Source organism: Euzebyella marina, from assembly GCF_003687485.1.
In the GTDB taxonomy this organism is placed as follows: Bacteria; Bacteroidota; Bacteroidia; order Flavobacteriales; family Flavobacteriaceae; genus Euzebyella; species Euzebyella marina.
In genome coordinates this window covers 914,287-932,971 of sequence record NZ_CP032050.1, presented here as the reverse complement: position 1 = coordinate 932,971, position 18,685 = coordinate 914,287, and the positions used below count along the sequence as shown (strand labels likewise).

At 41.6% G+C, this 18,685-nt stretch carries 12 protein-coding genes and 1 tRNA gene; 4 read left to right on the top strand and 9 right to left on the bottom strand.

Features of this window, described 5'->3' with window-relative positions; genetic code table 11:
* Positions 1–31: 31 nt before the first annotated feature.
* Together D1013_RS03815 and D1013_RS03810 are read right to left on the bottom strand one after the other, a co-directional pair.
* A complete protein-coding gene (locus tag D1013_RS03815; protein ID WP_121847623.1) occupies positions 32–3,184 on the bottom strand; it encodes a TAT-variant-translocated molybdopterin oxidoreductase in 3,153 nt (1,050 codons plus the stop codon).
* A 36-nt stretch (positions 3,185–3,220) separates the two neighbouring features.
* Positions 3,221–4,597 (bottom strand): cytochrome c3 family protein, encoded by a 1,377-nt coding sequence (locus D1013_RS03810; RefSeq protein ID WP_121847622.1) that lies wholly within the window; start codon positions 4,595–4,597, stop codon positions 3,221–3,223.
* A gap of 234 nt (positions 4,598–4,831) precedes the next feature.
* On the opposite strand from D1013_RS03810, the gene D1013_RS03805 reads away from it, so the two are divergent.
* Positions 4,832–5,203: an SPOR domain-containing protein gene (locus D1013_RS03805; protein WP_121847621.1), complete on the top strand. Its 372-nt coding sequence runs from the start codon at positions 4,832–4,834 to the stop codon at positions 5,201–5,203.
* Positions 5,204–5,248: 45 nt separating this feature from the next.
* Here D1013_RS03805 and infB read toward each other — a convergent pair whose 3' ends face one another.
* The 3 genes from infB to rimP are packed head-to-tail and all read right to left on the bottom strand — an operon-like array spanning position 5,249 to position 9,708.
* Positions 5,249–7,957, bottom strand: a complete 2,709-nt coding sequence (gene infB / locus D1013_RS03800; protein WP_121847620.1) for a translation initiation factor IF-2 — start codon at positions 7,955–7,957, stop codon at positions 5,249–5,251.
* Between the two features lie 43 nt (positions 7,958–8,000).
* Positions 8,001–9,233 (bottom strand): transcription termination factor NusA, encoded by a 1,233-nt coding sequence (gene nusA / locus D1013_RS03795; protein ID WP_121847619.1) that lies wholly within the window; start codon positions 9,231–9,233, stop codon positions 8,001–8,003.
* Positions 9,234–9,246: 13 nt separating this feature from the next.
* Positions 9,247–9,708, bottom strand: coding sequence for a ribosome assembly cofactor RimP (gene rimP, locus D1013_RS03790; protein ID WP_121847618.1), 462 nt, complete (start codon positions 9,706–9,708; stop codon positions 9,247–9,249).
* Between the two features lie 186 nt (positions 9,709–9,894).
* Here rimP and D1013_RS03785 point away from each other — a divergent pair, with 186 nt between their 5' ends.
* Complete coding sequence (locus D1013_RS03785) at positions 9,895–11,232, top strand: cation:proton antiporter domain-containing protein (RefSeq protein WP_121847617.1); 1,338 nt, start codon at positions 9,895–9,897, stop codon at positions 11,230–11,232.
* 51 nt (positions 11,233–11,283) lie between these two features.
* Here the strand turns inward: D1013_RS03785 and D1013_RS03780 are convergent.
* Positions 11,284–11,355, bottom strand: a tRNA-Gln gene (locus D1013_RS03780).
* 302 nt (positions 11,356–11,657) lie between these two features.
* On the opposite strand from D1013_RS03780, the gene D1013_RS03775 reads away from it, so the two are divergent.
* Complete coding sequence (locus D1013_RS03775) at positions 11,658–15,035, top strand: protein O-mannosyl-transferase family (protein ID WP_121847616.1); 3,378 nt, start codon at positions 11,658–11,660, stop codon at positions 15,033–15,035.
* A 124-nt stretch (positions 15,036–15,159) separates the two neighbouring features.
* Here D1013_RS03775 and D1013_RS03770 read toward each other — a convergent pair whose 3' ends face one another.
* The 3 genes from D1013_RS03770 to D1013_RS03760 all read right to left on the bottom strand — a co-directional run bounded on the left by D1013_RS03770 (position 15,160) and on the right by D1013_RS03760 (position 17,549).
* Positions 15,160–15,456 (bottom strand): thioredoxin family protein, encoded by a 297-nt coding sequence (locus tag D1013_RS03770; RefSeq protein ID WP_121847615.1) that lies wholly within the window; start codon positions 15,454–15,456, stop codon positions 15,160–15,162.
* A gap of 92 nt (positions 15,457–15,548) precedes the next feature.
* On the bottom strand, positions 15,549–16,778 hold the full coding sequence (locus tag D1013_RS03765) for a metallophosphoesterase (RefSeq protein WP_121847614.1): 1,230 nt from the start codon (positions 16,776–16,778) through the stop codon (positions 15,549–15,551).
* Between the two features lie 48 nt (positions 16,779–16,826).
* A complete protein-coding gene (locus tag D1013_RS03760) occupies positions 16,827–17,549 on the bottom strand; it encodes a copper homeostasis protein CutC (protein ID WP_121847613.1) in 723 nt (240 codons plus the stop codon).
* 37 nt (positions 17,550–17,586) lie between these two features.
* On the opposite strand from D1013_RS03760, the gene D1013_RS03755 reads away from it, so the two are divergent.
* A complete protein-coding gene (locus D1013_RS03755) occupies positions 17,587–18,585 on the top strand; it encodes an isoaspartyl peptidase/L-asparaginase family protein (RefSeq protein WP_121847612.1) in 999 nt (332 codons plus the stop codon).
* The last annotated feature ends 100 nt before the right edge of the window (positions 18,586–18,685 follow it).

Sequence of the window (18,685 nt, the reverse complement as noted above, 5' to 3'; positions counted from 1 at the left end):
ATTCTGTTATAGTTGTTTACTTAAATACAGGTTATGCTTCGTTGGTGTTTCTAACTTTTACGTGATAGAATACATTTGGCTTAGTTCCTACATGCTCCAATAAGTGGTACATACGATCGCTCTCAGCCAACTTAGAAACTTCACTTTCTTTATCGTTGACATCACCAAATATAATCGCTCCGCTACTACAAGCTGCTGAACACGCTGTTTGGAACTCACCATCTTTAACTGGCCTACCTTCTCTCTTGGCATCAAGAATCGTCTTTTGAGTCATCTGAATACAAAGTGAACATTTCTCAATAACACCACGAGAACGAACATTTACATCTGGGTTCAATACCATTTTACCCAAATCGTTATTCATATGGAAATCAAACTCGTCGTTATTATTGTAAAGGAACCAGTTGAAGCGACGTACTTTATACGGACAGTTGTTCGCACAATAACGCGTACCCACACAACGGTTATAAGCCATATGGTTTTGACCTTGACGGCTGTGAGATGTTGCAGCAACAGGACATACAGTTTCGCATGGCGCATGGTTACAATGCTGGCACATTACAGGTTGAAAAGCCACCTGAGGGTTAGCCGCAGGGTCTTCCAACTCTCCAAAACCACCTAACGAACCGTTATCACCACTAAGACCATCAAATTCATCTTTCTTGACGTTGTCAGCCTCAAAAGTATCTTCTGATGAATAATATCTATCGATACGCAACCAGTGCATATCTCGACTCTTTCTTACTTCTTCCTTACCAACAACAGGAACGTTGTTTTCTGCATGACATGCTATCACACAAGCACCACAACCGGTACAAGCGTTAAGGTCGATAGACATATTAAAATGGTGACCTACGGTACGATCAAAACTATCCCATAAATCAACAGAAGTCGCAGGAACTTCTTGGTGGTTCAACGAAACTTGAGGCACGTGGTTCCACTCGGCATGGTCTTTCGTGTTAAAAATCTCAAGTGTTGTTTCTTTTATAATATCACCCCTTCCCATTAAGGTTTTATGCAACTGAACACAAGCAAATTCATGTGTACCAGATGCCTTTTCAATGGTAGCGGATTGTGTAGAACTAAAATCTTGGTATAAAGGATACGCATTAACACCTGTCTGCATTTCAGACTTCATACCGACTTTCTTACCGTATCCGAATGAAAGACCGATAGAACCGATAGCCTGACCTGGCTGAATGATTACAGGAACATTGTTCACAGTAACGCCATTAACAGTAATGTTAGCGTAGCTACCATCAAGACCGCCATTGGCCACATGGTAATTCTCCAAACCTAGTCTTTCGGCATCAGCCTTGGACACAGTTACATAATTATCCCATGAAACCCTAGTGATTGGATCAGGAAATTCTTGCAACCAAGGGTTACTGGCCTGTTGGCCTGCACCCATACCTGTTTTAGGATACAAGGTCAGCTCCATACCTCCACCGCTGGTTGCACCTGCCAAACTACTGATGGCAGACGAAATAGAAACTGCGCTAGAAGATACGCTTGGCGTATCGGCAGCAACTGGAGCTTCTTTATCTTCAGCAGAATCGGTAGCATCTACAGGGTCCGCATTTATCATATTGACAGCACCTCCAACAAAGACACCATCGTGCAGCGCCTTGTTCCAGTCAGAACCACTAAGTATACCTGCAGTCCAGGTTTCCTTTACATAATCATAGTAATTCTTGTCGGAGCCCAACCATTTTAACATGGCAGACTGAAATTGTCTTGTATCAAAAAGTTCTCTGATAGTAGGCTGCATCAAGCTATAATGACCCTTCTTTATCTGAAGATCACCCCAAGATTCCAAGAAGTGGTTAGATGCGCCGGCATATTGTGTTATCTCAGTAGTCTCGTTCCAGTTATTAGAGAAAGCAACGGAAAGACCCACTTTTTCAACGCCTGCCTTAAATTCAGCAGCATTTGGTAGCGTGTACATCGGGTTAACACCGTCCATCAACAAAACACCCACCTTACCGGCATTCATATCAGCCACCAATTGAGACACAGCTTTTGAACTACCCTGTCTCACATATCGTGGTGCAGACGAATCGAATGCCTTACTACCTAACATTTCGTTAATCGCAAGAACAACTGATTGTGCATTTACATCATCTAAACCAGTTACCACAACGGCATCACCACCATTACTACGTATTTGCGAAGCAACGCTATCTATCGCTTTTTCCACATTTTCAGAAAGCTCGCCACCCGCACTTGTTCCATTAAGTTTGGCATATAATTTCGCAAGGGCAATCTTTTGCTGCATTGGCGTTAAAGGAATACGCTTATCCGCATTGGCTCCAGAAAGAGTCATGTTCGCCTCAAACTGCACGTGACGAGACATCTTTCCTTCTTTAGGGATTCTTCCTTTCGCATAACCGGAATCAAATCCACCACCTTGCCAATCTCCTAGAAAATCAGCACCAAAAGAAACTATCAACGATGCTTTTTCAAAATCGTAATCAGCAAGCGCTCGCTCGCCATATTTTGCACTAAAAGCCTCCAAAGCGGCATCATCGGCAATAGCATCGTAAACCACATGATTCACATTACCATATCTGGCCTTGAATTCCGCTATCAATCTTTCGGTCGAAGGACTCGCATAGGTCTGGGTCAAAAGAGCGATTTGCTGCCCTGAACCGCTTAGAGAACCTAATTTAGCCTTAACCGCAGCATCCAAAGCACTCCAATCTACAGGCTCACCGTTAGCCAACGGACCTTGAAGTCTTGTACTATCATATAGAGAAAGAACAGAGGCCTGAACTCTAGCATTCGCGCCTCCGCCTACTTTGGCATCTTTATTATTTTCAACCTTGATAGGCCTACCCTCTCGGGTTTTTATCAAAATACTGGCAAAATCGAAACCATTCGCTATAGACGTAGCATAATAATTGGCCACACCGGGAACGATATTCTCCGGCTGAACCACATAAGGTATCGACTTATGAACCGGCCCTTGACAGGCAGCCAAAGAAGCGGCAGCTGTACTAAAGCCAACATACTTAAGAAAGTCTCTTCTATTAGTATTGGTTGAAGAAAGATTTTCCTTATCTCCTAAGAAATCATCAACAGGAATACTTTCAACAAATTCGTTTTGTTTTAGCGTCTCAACAATGGAATCGTTAGGATTTAACTCCGCCTCGTTTTTCCAATATATTTTGTTTGATGCCATACGTTTCTATGTAATTAGCTACTCTTTCTTATTCGATTAATAGTGACACTTTCCACACTCAAGACCGCCCATTTGCGCAGCGGTCAATTGCTCAACCCCATATTTCTTGGAAAGCTCTTCATGAATCTTTTCATAGTATTCGTTACCCTCAACTTTCACATTTGTTTCGCGGTGGCAGTTAATACACCAACCCATGGTCAAAGGCGAATATTGAGACATAATTTCCATTTCTTCAACAGGCCCGTGACACTCTTGACACTGAATACCGGCAACGCTAACGTGCTGCGAGTGGTTGAAGTAAGCGAAGTCTGGCAGATTGTGAATTCTCACCCACTCAACTGGCTTCGTATCACCTGTATATTTTTGATTCTGATCATCCCAACCAACAGCAGCATAAAGCTTTTTAATCTCCTGGTTGTAATCTACACCATACTCTTGTTTACCTTCGGCCAATGTTTCATCGGATACCTGGTATATAGATTTATGACAGTTCATACAAACATTCAACGAGGGAATTCCTGAAGTTTTGGAAACCCTAGCGGAAGAGTGACAGTATTTACATTCTATTTTGTTATCACCAGCGTGAATTCGGTGTGAATAGTGAATAGGCTGAATCGGCTCATAACCTTGATCAACACCAACCTGCATCATCCAACCGTAAGCGAAGTAAGCACTGCCCAACAATAAAAATATCACCGAAACAAGCACTAAGAACTGATTGTCAACAAACGCCTTCCATAACGGCTTACGTTTCTCACCAACTTCTTTTTCCAACACAACCCCATTGGCTTCAGCGATGCGACGCAAAGTTCTATTGACCAATATCAACATTACCACCAACAGGCCAAAAACCAAAACCAAAGCGCCCAAAATAAGTTCGTTGGAAACTCCAGAACCACTTCCACCACCAGCTGACTGACCACCACCAGTAGCCGAAGCTTCGTCAGGCTTTGGCGTCGAAGGAGGCGCAGCGGTATAAGCCAATATATTATCAATATCAGCATTGGAAAGCGTTGGGAAAGCGGTCATGGCCGCCTGATTGAATTCATTATAAACCTTGTTGGCATAAGCATCACCTGATGATATCATGCCAGGGCTATTCTTGATCCATCTGTAAAGCCATTCTCTATCCAACCCTTCATCCTCGGCCAATCTAGACTCTACATTCGCAAGAGCAGGACCTGTCATTTTGCGGTTCAAGGCATGACAAGCGGCACAATTCTGATTGAACAGAGCCTTACCGGCCGCCGGATCACCATCCGTTTCGGCCGCAGCTTCGGTTTGCCCAGAACCAGAATCAGCCTCGGCAGAAGCATCTTCTTGAGCAAAGATAGAAGTAGAAAGTAGTAGGAAAAATAATACAGTTACACCTAGAATCTTAGAAATTGGATGGCGGTACGGAACCTTTTTCATATGGATTTTATTTCTATCAAATCTTGGCACGATAATTTCGGATGTACTTAAATGTGCTTTGTTTTATCGGTGCTAAAATTGATGGCAAAAATACGACATAGACTTTATTTTGAAAATGTTAAAGGATTGATAATTGATAATTTATAATTATTCTAAATAATCGCGGACAGCCTTTGTTTGTTCTATAAAAATCTACTTTTGTATAAAACCGTAAGACCCAATAATTTCCCTTCGATGAAAACAACTTTTATATCTTTTCTCACCATTTTTTCGGTTGCTATCGGCTACTCCCAACAAGGAAATATCAGCATTGCCCAAGACGAAAAAATAACAGAACTGTTAGATATTTATAAAACCTCTAACGAAAGTACCGACTATTATAGAATTCAGGTCGGTTTTGGATCTTACGCGAAGGCGCAAGACATTCAAACCAAGGTCGACGAAGATTTTCCTGACCTTGCGTCAAAAATTGAATTTGATTCACCTACCTATAGAGTTAGAATAGGTCGGTTTAAAGACAAGCTGACAGCGGAAAGAAAGTTTGCCGAAGTGCGGCAAAAATATCCCGATGCGATGTTGCTACAACCAAAAAAATCGACCCGTTAAGGTCGATTTTTTTTATTCTTATAACTGACTTTAGCAAAGAAAACCTTATTTGATTTTCAACTTTTTCTTGACAGCTACTTCTTGGAAGGCCTCTACTATATCACCTTCTTTGATATCATTATAATTCTTCACCTGAAGACCACAATCGTACCCTTTTGAAACTTCTTTAACGTCGTCTTTAAATCGCTTCAACGAAGCCAATTCACCGGTAAAGACCACCACGCCATCACGTATCAAACGTATACCGGCATTTCTCAAAATCTTACCATTGGTTACCATACAACCTGCAATGGTACCGACTTTAGAAATCTTGAAGGTTTCCCTGATTTCGGCAGTACCTGTAATCTCTTCCTTGATTTCTGGGGAAAGCATACCTTCCATCGCATCTTTCAAGTCATTGATCGCATCATAGATAATGGAGTACATTCTGATATCGATTTCCTCTTTATCGGCAACATCACGGGCATTACCCATAGGTCGTACATTAAATCCGATAATAATCGCATCGGAAGCAGACGCCAAAAGAACATCTGATTCAGTAATGGCACCAACACCTTTATGTATGATATTTACCTGTATCTCTTCGGTAGAAAGTTTCTGGAACGAATCGGTCAATGCCTCTACAGAACCATCCACATCACCTTTCAAAATAATATTAAGCTCTTTGAAATCACCCAGTGCAATTCGTCTTCCAATCTCATCAAGAGTAATGTGACGTTGTGTTCTAACGGACTGCTCACGTTGAAGCTGAGACCTTTTGGCCGCTATTTGCTTGGCCTCGCGCTCATCTTCTAAAACATGAAACTTATCACCCGCCTGAGGAGCACCGTCTAAACCTAAAATTGATACTGGAGTTGCAGGACCGGCCTTCTTAACAGATTTGCCACGTTCATCGTGCATAGCCTTGACCTTACCACTGTGCGTACCGGCCAAAACATAATCTCCAATCTGCAGGGTACCACCTTCAACCAAAATTGTCGAAACGTAACCGCGACCTTTATCCAAGAATGCTTCTACAACAGTACCATTGGCGCCCTTATCAGGGTTCGCTTTCAACTCTAGAAGCTCAGCTTCTAAAAGTACTTTTTCCAAAAGTTCTTTTACCCCTTGCCCTGTTTTAGCGGAAATGTCGTGAGATTGAATTTTACCTCCCCAATCTTCTACCAATAAGTTCATCTGGGCCAATCCTTCTTTAATCTTATCAGGATTTGCAGTGGGTTTATCTACCTTGTTTATCGCAAATACGATAGGAACGCCAGCAGCTTGTGCGTGGCTAATAGCCTCTTTCGTCTGCGGCATGATATCATCATCAGCAGCAATAACGATTACGGCAATATCGGTTACCTGTGCACCTCTCGCACGCATAGCGGTAAACGCCTCGTGACCAGGAGTATCCAAGAAGGTAATTTTCTGTCCGTCATCCAGTGTTACACCATAGGCACCAATATGCTGGGTAATACCACCACTTTCGCCGGCGATTACATTGGCTTCCCTTACATAATCAAGAAGCGATGTTTTACCGTGGTCAACATGCCCCATTACCGTTACGATAGGCGCTCTAGATTTCAAATCTTCCGGAGCATCTGCTTGAACCTCAATAGATTCTTCAAGTTCAGCAGTAACAAACTCTACCTCATAACCAAATTCATCGGCCACAATAGATAACGTTTCAGCATCGAGACGTTGGTTCATGGTAACCATGATACCTAGCGACATACAGGCCGAGATAATATCTGTTGTAGTAACATCCATCATAGTAGCGACTTCGCCCACCGTGACAAACTCGGTTACCTTCAACACCTTGCTTTCCAGCTCTTGTTGCTCAAGATTACGCTCAGTTTGCTGACGGTGCTGATCTCTTTTATCTCTTCTATACTTCGCCCCTTTTCCTTTCTTCGATTTACCCTGAAGTTTTTCAAGGGTCTCTCGAATTTGCTTTTGTACATCTTCCTCGCTAGGCTCAACTTTGGGTGCGTTGAATCTATTTCCGCCACCTTTTCTTGGGCCGCCGCCTCTGTTGTTGTTCCTATCTCTAGGTCCTCCGCCGGTATTACCCGACCCAGGCTTGCTTACAATACGCTTTCTGCGCTTCTTTCTATCATTACCATCGGAAGACTTGTTGTCTTCCTTCTTTTTCTTGGGCTTATCGAATTTCGATAAATCTATTTTATCGGTAATTTTAGGACCTGTAAGTTTTTTATATTTTGTCGCCAGTACGTCATCACCTTCTTTTGGCTCTGGCTTAACCTCGGGCTCAGGCTCTTTTTTCGGTTCTTTCTTAACTTCCGGCTCTTTCGGTTTAGCCTCTTGCACCGGCTCTTTTTCTTTCACCGGCTCTACAGGCTTCTCCTCTTTTTTAGGCTCTTCTTTCTTCTCCTCCTTTTTCTTAGGATTCAAATCAATTTTACCAACAGTCTTAGGACCAGTGAGCTCTACCTTGCCCACAAGGGGTTTTTCGGCTGCAGCACGTTTTTCTCGCGCCAACCGTTTTTCTTCTTGTTCTTGCTCCAATTGCAGACGTAAAGCTTCTTTCTCCTCACGCTTTTCCTCGCCGACCTTTTTAGAAGCAACTTTTTTGCTCTTGTCGGTTTGAAATTCTCCTTGAAGCACCTCATAGACCTCATCGGAAATCTTTGTCGTAGGCCGCGCTTCGATCTCATGACCCTTAGAGGCCAAAAAATCTACCGCCCTATCCAAAGAAATATTAAACTCCTTGAGGACTTTATTGAGTCTTATTTTTGCAACGTCTGCCATAAATATCTTCTCCTAATTCTTTTAAACTGCTGCTAATATATAGCTAATCTTCCAATTCTTCTTTGAGTATACGTACAACTTCCAAAATTGTTTCCTCCTCTAAATCTGTACGTTTTACAAGATCATCAACATCTTGCTCTAATATACTTCTGGCCGTATCAAGACCAATTTTACTGAATTCTTCAATAATCCAACCATCAATTTCATCTGCGAATTCGGTCAATTCAACATCTTCTTCGACACCTTCACGGAACACATCTATCTCATAACCAGTCAACTGACCAGCTAAACGTATGTTGTGCCCACCACGACCAATAGCTTTCGACACCTCTTCCGGTCTTAAATAAACCTGAGCGGTCATTTTCTCGTCATCTAATTTTACAGATGAAACCCTTGCCGGACTCAAAGCCCTGGTCACCATAAGCTGAGGGTTGGCGGTCCAGTTGATTACATCGATATTCTCATTACCCAACTCACGAACGATGCCATGAATTCGAGAACCTTTCATACCTACACAAGCACCTACTGGATCAATACGATCATCGTAAGAATCAACAGCGACCTTCGCCTTTTCACCGGGTATACGCACCGCTTTTTTGATGGTAATCAAACCATCGTAAACTTCTGGTATCTCTTGAAAAAATAATTGCTCCAAAAACTTAGGGGAGCTTCTCGACATAATGATGGTCGGCTTGCTTCCTTTCAGCTCTACGCTTTCTATAATACCTCTAACATTATCTCCCTTTCTGAAGAAATCGGACGGTATTTGACGGTCTTTAGGAAGTATGATCTCATTACCCTCATCATCTAACAAAATAATGGCCTTGTGTCTGATATGATGAACCTCGGCGGTATAAATTTCACCCTCCAAGTCTTTAAACTGCTTGTAGATAGTGGTGTTATCGTGCTCGTGAATTTTAGAAATCAGGTTTTGGCGCAACGCCAAAATGGCCCTTCTCCCCAAATCAATCAACTTAACCTCTTCAGACACATCTTCACCTACCTCAAAATCAGGTTCGATTTTGCGAGCGTCGGTCAGAGAAATCTCTTCGTTCGGTTCTTCAACTTCACCATCTTCAACGACCACTCGGTTCCTCCAAATCTCCAAATCTCCTTTATCAGGGTTGATAATGATATCGAAATTATCGTCAGACCCAAATTTTTTCTTGAGAGCGCTTCTAAAAACGTCTTCAAGAATAGCCATAAGCGTTACCCTGTCTATGAACTTATCATCTTTAAACTCTGAAAAAGACTCAATTAACGCAATATTTTCCATTACTCTGTTGACATTAAAATGTTATTATGACTTTTGCTTCTTTTATATCAGAAAAATCAATTTCTTCTTTTTTCTGAACCGTTATCTTCCCTTTTCCAACGGGTTTGGGTTCCCTCGCTTTCCACTCAAGAACAATTCCGTTCTCAGTAGTTGCGGTCAAATTACCTTCGAAAGTATTCGTTTCGGTCACTACCTTAAGCTTTCTGCCAACATTTTTGGCATACTGCCTGGGCAAAACCATCGGTGAAGCAGCCCCTGCAGAGGTAACCTCCAGCGAAAAATCTTCTTCTTCACGATCCAGGTTATGCTCGATAGCCCTACTTATCTTCATGCAATCTTTCAAACTCACCCCCTGGTCTCCATCTATAACCACTTTTATAGAGTTATCGAGAGCTACAGAAAAATCGATTAAAAATAATGATTTATCCGCTTCCAAAGCTTCCTCTAAAAGTGACGCGACCCTATCCTTCAACATAACATTTAGAAATAAAAAAGAGGACTCTATTGTCCCCTCATGAATACTTTTATATCCTTTCAGTGGCGCAAATATACAATTTTTTTGGTTCTCGCAATAGCATGCAGACTTATCTCGTTTTAAATGACAGAGTTAACCAAAAAGGCGTGCCTTTGCCTATAATTTTTGCATACCTAACTGCAAATCATGGAAATATTCACTTCTTATAATCTCATCATTGGAGCCTCGGCAATCGTAATCATTTCTTTTTGGTTCAATGGTATTTCAAAAAAAACGAACATACCATCAGTGCTCATGTTAATCGTATTGGGAATTCTTCTGCAATTCGGGCTCAAATATGTACTTGGGCAAGAAGTCGATTTTGAGAAGAGCCTTCGTGGAACCTTAGAAATCATAGGAACTATCGGTTTAATAATGATTGTTCTTGAAGCCGCCTTGGAACTGGAACTGAAACCTGAAAAACTCCCCCCTATTCTTAAATCAATGGCTATCGCCCTAATCGGCCTTGTTAGTTCGGCCTGGGTAGCGGCTTTTATCATGACCCAGTTTATTGAGGGCATGAGCATGCAAAATGCTTGGCTTTATGCAACACCCTTATCAATATTATCAAGTGCAATTATCATTCCTAGTGTAAAAGGTCTAAAAGAAATAAAAAAAGAATTTCATATTTACGAAAGCACCTTTTCAGACATCATGGGCATCATGATGTTCTATTTTCTAACGGGCGCCCTCGATCCTGAAAACCAATCAGGCGCCACCGGTTTCGCCCTGAATATCGTTTTAACTATTGTCATCGCTATAATAGCCAGTTATGCTCTCGTTCTTATCTTTCAAAAAATCAAGAGCCAGGCCAAACAATTTCTATTGATAGCCGTTCTACTCTTGCTCTATGCCATTGGCAAGAAACTGCACCTATCTTCTTTAATCATTATACTCATATTCGGCTTGGTGATAGCCAATGTTAAACTGTTTTTCCCTGGAAGAACATCAGTTTTTCTTGAGGAAGAAAAAATGCACCGCATTTTTCATGAATTACACATCATAACACTTGAAACCGCCTTTGTCGTACGTACTTTTTTCTTTGTAATATTCGGCATTACGATAGTGCTTTCATCGCTATTGAGCTTGAACGTTGCCATGGTGAGCATTCTGATTATCATTTCAATCTACGTTATCAGGTTTTTGATATTGAAAATTTTTGTTGGGAAGGATATTCTACCTCAAGTTTTTATCGCCCCCAGAGGATTAATTACCATTTTGCTTTTCTACGCCATTCCGGCAGAGGCAGAGGTTCCCGGTTTTGAATCCGGAATATTACTTTTCGTTATAATTGCCACTAGCCTTATAATGACTTGGGCTATGATTCGAGACAAAAAGCCGATGGCTACTCTTCTAGATGAAATTGACCAAGAATATGACGAAAGAAATCAAATAGATAGCGAAGTTGAAGCCGAAGACAATACCCCTCTAGACGACACTAACCATTTGGAAGAAAAATCAGAACCGAACGAAAGAGACCTATAAAATCTGAGGGAATAAAAAAGGTTCTAAAGCTATTAACCTTAGAACCTTTTGTTGGCCTACTAGGACTCGAACCTAGAATGACTGGACCAAAACCAGTAGTGTTGCCAATTACACCATAGGCCAGTACCTTTTCTAAAAACGAAAACCAGTTCCGTATTAGAGCGTGCAAATTTAAAACAAAGTTTGATCTGCACAAACATTTTAGATCAGAATAATTGAAATCCTGATTTTTCAAAAGCTTTGAAACTTGAAATTTGCGCTTTCATTTTTTCTTTTGAAAACATACAACGAACCGTCAAGACTATTTAGAATCATGAATTTCAATGCTTGACCCTCTGTAAAACGCTGTTAAACCTTTATGAAAATGGAGGTTGCATATCTATATAAATTAGTAAATTCGCCGCATTGGTTAAACCACTTAGTAAATGTTTGCAAAAAACTTCAACAAATGGGACACCCTTTTGGGGTGGGCCGTCTTTTTTATTGCCCTTATTACATACGCAATTACGGTAGAGCCCACCAATAGTTTTTGGGATGCAGGTGAGTACATCGCCACATCCGCCAAGTTACAAGTCGGTCACCCACCGGGAGCACCACTTCAACAAATGATCGGTGCTTTCTTTGCCATGTTCGCCTTTGAGCCGGATCAAGTGGCAAGAATGGTCAACTATGTGTCAGGTGTGTCGAGCGCGTTTACCATTCTGTTCATGTTTTGGACCATTACCAATCTCGCCCAGAAATTGGTGTTCAAAAAAGACGAGATTATGACCAACAGCAAAGCTATAGCAGTTTTGGGCAGTGGTCTAATCGGTTCTCTCGCATTCACATTTTCAGATAGTTTCTGGTTCAACGCCGTTGAAACAGAGGTTTACGCCATGGCCAGCCTTATCATGGCACTTCAGCTATGGCTAGGGCTAAAATGGACGGATAGCCTTGACGACCCAAGAGGTAACAGATGGTTGATACTGATCAGTTTTGTAATCGGCCTTACCTTTGGGGTTCAATTTATGGGCTTTTTGGCTATACCTTCTATAGGTCTACTCTATTATTTCAAGACGTATAAAACCACAACGGTCAAAAATTTTCTTTTGGCCAATATTGCGGTAATTGCCGTACTCATGTTGGTTTATAAATTTTCACTCACCTATGTTTTAATGTTGTTTGGTTGGAGTGAGGTTTTCTTTATCAATAGCATAGGCCTACCTTTTAATTCAGGTTCTATCATTATGGGCTTGGTTTTCGTCGCCGCCTTTTATTTCGGCCTTTCATTTACAAGAAAAAACGATTATCGCACAGCCAATACCATTGTACTTTGCATGATGTTCGTTTTTCTAGGGTTCTCAACCTGGCTCATGCTACCCATCCGGGCGAATGCAAGAGTGGTCATCAATGAGAACAATCCTGAAGACGCCCGTGCCCTTCTAGCCTATTACAATCGGGAACAATACCCAGGAGTTGACAGCCCTATTTACGGGGCCTTTTATTCAAGTACTTTCGGAAATGCCGGAGAGGATAAAGATGAAGCGCCCAAGTATGAGAAAGATGAAAAACTGGGCAAATACGTAATCGTTAACTACTACAAAGGTGCCGTACCCGGAGACGACCCTAAACATGTAGGTCTACTACCCAGAATGTGGAGCGGACAGCATGCAGAAAACTACATGCGCTACTTCGGGCCGTTGGATTTTAAGATGAAGCAATCGAACGAAGAGCTTCGTAGGGCTGTAAAACAAGTAAAAGACGGTTTTGCCAATGGAGAAATCGATGCAGAACAATATATAAGTTTTCTAAGACGCTTTGGCGATTATCTAGAGGTCGAGCCTCCTTCGCTTTGGCAGAACATCAAGTACATGGCCCAATTTCAATTCGGTTATATGTATTGGCGTTATTTTATGTGGAATTTTTCCGGAAAAAATAATGATGTTCAAGGCCGGTACAACGGCAACGGCGAGTGGATCAGTGGCATTGGCTTCATTGACAGTATGCGTTTAGGAAGCCAGAATAACCTACCTGACGAGATTGAAAACGACAAAGCCAGAAATACTTATTTTCTATTACCGTTAATTTTAGGAATCGTAGGTATCCTGTTTCAAATCGCCAAAAACCCGAAACAATTTTGGGTGTTGCTTATATTCTTCCTTTTTACAGGCTTGGCGATTCAGTTCTACACCAATCCGTACATTTTTCAGCCAAGGGAGCGGGATTACTCGCTCGTAGGTTCATTTTATATTTTCGCTATTTGGATCGGACTTGGCGTATATGGCTTGTTCGAAGAGTTTAAAAAGTATCTGACGCCAAAGATTTTGGCCCCAGCCCTGACAGTGGTATGCTTTTTGGCTGTGCCAACGGTTATGGCATTCCAGAATTGGGACGACCATGACCGCTCGAACCGTTTTACAGCGAACGCTTCGGCCAAGGCCTACCTAGATTCTTGTCAAGAAGATGCTGGCGCCATATTGTTTACAATTGGTGACAATGATACTTTTCCCCTATGGTATGCCCAAGAAATTGAAGGGTACAGAACCGACGTTCGCATCGTCTGCACCAGCCTTTTTGAAACAGATTGGTACATCGACCAGATGAAACGAAAAGCCTATGAGAGCGAAGCTATACCTTCACAAATAGCCCACGATAAATATCGCTGGGGCTCGCGTGACGTACTTTATTTTCAAACTGTTGACCCTCTCTTTAATAAGCAAATATCAGAGAGCAGATGGTCGATTCAAGATTTTATTAAGTGGGTAGACAGCGATGAGCCGAAGACCAAACTAAAGTATATTTTAGAGAGACAAGAGAATATTGATATGGACGCTTATTCAGAAAGTGCTCAAAATATTGTCTATTACCCCACCAACAAACTACGTATTCCTGTCAATAAAAAGAACGTATTGGAAAGTGGCCTTGTTAAAGAAAAAGACAGCGCCCTAATCGTTGATTATATAGATATCGACCTTCCTAGAAGCGCCATCACCAAGAAAAGCATGATGATGCTTGACATTTTGGCCAATAATGATTGGAAGCGCCCTATTTACTTTTCGGGAGGTAGTTTTGACGATGCCGAATTTATATGGATGAAAGATTATCTGCAGTTAGATGGCATGGCCTACAAACTCGTTCCCATCAAGACCGAAAGAAGAAGTTCTTACGAAATGGGAAGGATAGACAGTGATTTAATGTATGACATCGCCACTAATTGGTATTGGGGCAATTCTGGAAGCCCTGACATCTATCACGACCCCCAAACTAGAATTCAAGGACTTTCCTATCGTAGTAATCTGGCCCGTTTGGTCGAACAATTGTTAGAGGAAAACAAGATTGAAAAGGCAAAGGACATAATAGACCTAGCGATGAAGAATATTCCAGTAGAGTACTTTGAGTATTACACTTTCGTCGAGCCTTTTGTAGATGGCTATTATAAGGTAGGCGAAACCAATAAGGCCCATGAACTTTTTGAAAAATTGAAATACATTTATCAAGACCGTCTCGAGTATTACGCTGAAGTACCCTTAGAAGAGCAGTACGATAAAATAGATGAAATTATTGCCGACATGGAGGGTTATCGAAGAAACATCGACATATTGATCAGCAACAATGACCGTGAACGCGCAGAAAAAGAAACACTTATCTTCAACGAGTACATAGATAAGTTCCAGCATTTTTACAGGGATAATATTTTGGAGGAAGAACCTCCGATACCAGGCGAAAATCCTGATCTGGAAGATTCAATGCCAATTTCCGATACCACCGTTATCGACGCCACTACAACTGAAGAAGAAGTATTGGATACGATTCCGGTTCAATAGAAGACCACATTTCAACATAAAGCGAGGGCCACTTGATCAAGTGGCCCTCGCTTTTTATTTAAAAATACCCAGCACCAAATCTAACATAAAAGTAGTGCTGCTGAAAAGTGCGAAAATTTAGATGCTAAATATACTCGTTAAGTATGCCGATAAGAGTGTTGGCATCTTGCTCACCGCTTTGCCTCCAAACCATCTCTCCTTTTTTGTAAATCATCAAGGTAGGCAAACCCTTCACACGCAAGGCTTGAGAAAGCTCTTTATTTTTGTCAACGTCGATTTTTATCACCTTGCCACGATCACCTAAAGCGGCGGCTACATCGCGCAAGACTGCATGCATGGAAGTAGATTGCTCATTCCATTCAGCATAAAAATCCAACAATACGGGGACCTTCAAATCTATAAGTTCTCCAAACTTTGACATACGTAAATCATTGGGTTAAAGGCCAAATGTAGTAAAAAATGTTAAACCTGATTGACCCCCTAATATTTTATGGTTGAGCGATGGCGTTAAAATCATGTTAAGGGCTTTCGCTTCAAAGTTATCACACTGATTTCTGGCCAAATACCTACCCGCCCCGGGTAGCCTAAAAACCCAAAACCTCGATTAACATTAATAAACTGGCCCAATTCTTTATAAATACCGGCCCAATACTTGTAACGCCACTTAACGGGGCTCCATTTAACCCATCCGGGAATCTCGATTCCGAATTGCATACCGTGCGTGTGTCCGCTTAAAGTCAAGTGATAGTGATAGTCGTCTTTAAGAACCACGTCTTCCCAATGAGATGGATCATGGCTCATTAATATTTTAAAATCGGCACTATTGATTTCAGAAGATGCCCTCTTAAGGTCACCCGCTTTCTTAAATCCGCCTCGGCCCCAGTTCTCAACACCTACCAAAGCGATTTGATCAACCCCTTTCTTAAGATATCTATGTTCATTCAACAACAGATCAAACCCCATTTCACGTTGCATATTTTTGAGGTTCTCAAGGTTTTGGCTTTTCAATTCGGCCGTTTCCCATTGAATGTAATCGCCATAATCGTGATTGCCCAACACCGAAAACTTACCATCTTTAGCTTTTAAGGTAGAAAACAGCTCGGCCCACGGCACCATTTCTTCACTCTTATTGTTCACCATATCACCAGTAAACAAGATAACATCGCTCTCTTGCTGATTGACCAGATTTATGGCATATTCAATTTTCTTTCTATCATCAAAACTACCACTATGAACATCTGAAATCTGAGTAATCTGGTAGCCATCAAAAGCTTCCGGCAGATCATCAAATTCCAAATTATATTTGAGTACTTGAAAATTGTATTTACCCTTATACATTCCGTAAAGCAAGGCCCCAAATGGTATAGATGCCAATCCTAAACCTAAAAGACTTAAAAACCTACGTCTTTCTGGCAAGCTAAAGGTTTTTGAACCACCGAAAAATCTTTGATAACCACCAGCAATCAACCTAAAAATATCTTCACTGAACAAGAACAGAATAGTTATGGCCTGAAAAGCCAGAACAGTAAGCAAAAGACCAAAAGCATAACTTTTAGGTCTGCTCAAAACACGCCCTTGCGTTTCGCCCCAAGTAAATTGATAGATAAAATTACCAAGAACCAGCAGCGAGATGGCCATGAAAAGGTAATAGACCCAGGGGTAACGGGTTGCAGTTTTAAGCGCCTGAAGAGTATAGGCCCCTAAGGCCAAGTAAAAAATGACGAATAGAATCCAACGTAGCATAAGAACAAAGATATTTGTTCTTACCAACGCAGTTGCCCCATTTAGATCTTATTTAACCGCTTTCACCACTTTTTGAATGGTATCTACATTGGAAACGGCCAATTGATCATCCTTCAAAAAGGAAAGGGAATTCATTGAAACTTTTGGAGATGTATTCAAAGTCTGGATGAATTGGGTACCTGATAGATGAACCGCTTTGAAACCGCCTGTCTTGAACTCCGTTACATTAGTTGGCTTCACTCCTCCACCAGGCATTATGGTACAATTCTCAGTTTTTTCAAGGAGTGATTTTAACAATGACAAACCCTCCGTTGCTGAGGAAGCCTGACCCGAGGTTAAAATGGTGTCGACACCAATAGATTCAAGCTCCCCTAATGACTTTTCAGGCACAGACAGCCAATCAAAGGCCCTATGAAAGGTAAAGTTCAGACCTTCCGTAAGATTTCTTAGTTCTTCGGTACGCTTCAAATCAATGGTAAAATCATCTAACAAGACACCTGAAACTATCCCGTTAAAACCTAGATCCTTACATAACTTAACGTTGCTTTTCATGATTTGAAACTCATCATCAGAATAGGTAAAATCACCACTTCTCGGGCGAATCAAAACATTTATAGGAATATTTACTTTTTCCCTAACAAGTTTTAGCAATCCATAAGAGGGAGTAATACCTCCGACCGCCAATTCTGAACACAATTCAATTCTATCAGCGCCTGCCAGCTCAGCATTTATAGCAGATTGCAATGAATTGGCACAGACTTCTACAAGCATATCATTATCTTTAGCCGACTAAATTAAACAACCCAAGATGAAAAGGAGAAAATTCTTGAAAAATTCAAGTCTCACGGCAGCAGGAGCCTTATCGGCCCCCGTGATGGCCTCTTACCAAGAGCGTAATAACCAGCCCAAAAAAATAGAAGACTCAAAACCGGACATTCGACCAATTACGGTTTGCACTTGGAATTTTGAGAATGCCACGGCCAAATCATGGGAGGTTCTCAAAAACGGAGGATCTTCCCTAGATGCTGTTGAACAAGGTGTTCGCGTTGAAGAGGCAGATGTTACCAACGAAACCGTAGGTAAGGGAGGCAGGCCCGATCGCGACGGCAACGTAACCCTTGACGCCTGTATAATGGATAAAGATGGTAATTGTGGTTCGGTAGTATATCTTCAAAACATAGCCCACCCTGTTTCGGTGGCAAGAAAAGTAATGGAAGAAACCCCACATATCATTTTAGCAGGCAGGGGCGCCGAGCAGTTCGCGTATGAAAAAGGTTTTGAAAAAGAAGACCTATTTACCGAAAGCACGCGAAAGCAATATGAAGAGTGGAAAAAAAGCTCTAAATACGAAACTATCATAAACATCGAAAACCACGATACCATTGGTATGCTTGCCATCGATAAAAATGGAGATATTGCCGGGGCATGTACGACTAGCGGCATGGCCTACAAAGTTGCAGGTCGCGTAGGCGACAGCCCAATCATCGGCGCAGGCCTTTTCGTGGATAACGAAGTCGGCGGGGCCACTGCTACCGGAGTTGGCGAAGAGGTCATTCGAACCGTAGGTAGTTTTTTGATTGTTGAACTAATGCGACAGGGCAAAAGTCCGCAAGAGGCTTGTGAGGAAGGAGTAAAAAGAATTATGGCCAAAAATAAAGACCGGAAAGATTTTCAGATAGGATTTTTGGCTATCAATAAAAAAGGAGAAACCGGAGGTTATTGCGTGCATCCCGGTTTTACCTATCGCCAATATACCGAAGATGGTCACGAAAATGTTCCTGTTTCCAGTTTTTATCAGAAGAAATAAAATCAAACAATAAGGGAGCGGACATTTGGCCGCTCCCACCCCTATCAAGTAACGGTTAAATTAAATCATTTTCCTATCTTGATTTTCTAACTTCGCAATA

Coding starts and splice junctions, on each gene's coding strand:
- D1013_RS03815 (WP_121847623.1), bottom strand. CDS start 3,184: ATGGCATCAAACAAAATATATTGGAAAAACGAGGCGGAGTTAAATCCT.
- D1013_RS03810 (WP_121847622.1), bottom strand. CDS start 4,597: ATGAAAAAGGTTCCGTACCGCCATCCAATTTCTAAGATTCTAGGTGTA.
- D1013_RS03805 (WP_121847621.1), top strand. CDS start 4,832: ATGAAAACAACTTTTATATCTTTTCTCACCATTTTTTCGGTTGCTATC.
- infB (WP_121847620.1), bottom strand. CDS start 7,957: ATGGCAGACGTTGCAAAAATAAGACTCAATAAAGTCCTCAAGGAGTTT.
- nusA (WP_121847619.1), bottom strand. CDS start 9,233: ATGGAAAATATTGCGTTAATTGAGTCTTTTTCAGAGTTTAAAGATGAT.
- rimP (WP_121847618.1), bottom strand. CDS start 9,708: ATGTTGAAGGATAGGGTCGCGTCACTTTTAGAGGAAGCTTTGGAAGCG.
- D1013_RS03785 (WP_121847617.1), top strand. CDS start 9,895: ATGGAAATATTCACTTCTTATAATCTCATCATTGGAGCCTCGGCAATC.
- D1013_RS03775 (WP_121847616.1), top strand. CDS start 11,658: ATGTTTGCAAAAAACTTCAACAAATGGGACACCCTTTTGGGGTGGGCC.
- D1013_RS03770 (WP_121847615.1), bottom strand. CDS start 15,456: ATGTCAAAGTTTGGAGAACTTATAGATTTGAAGGTCCCCGTATTGTTG.
- D1013_RS03765 (WP_121847614.1), bottom strand. CDS start 16,778: ATGCTACGTTGGATTCTATTCGTCATTTTTTACTTGGCCTTAGGGGCC.
- D1013_RS03760 (WP_121847613.1), bottom strand. CDS start 17,549: ATGCTTGTAGAAGTCTGTGCCAATTCATTGCAATCTGCTATAAATGCT.
- D1013_RS03755 (WP_121847612.1), top strand. CDS start 17,587: ATGAAAAGGAGAAAATTCTTGAAAAATTCAAGTCTCACGGCAGCAGGA.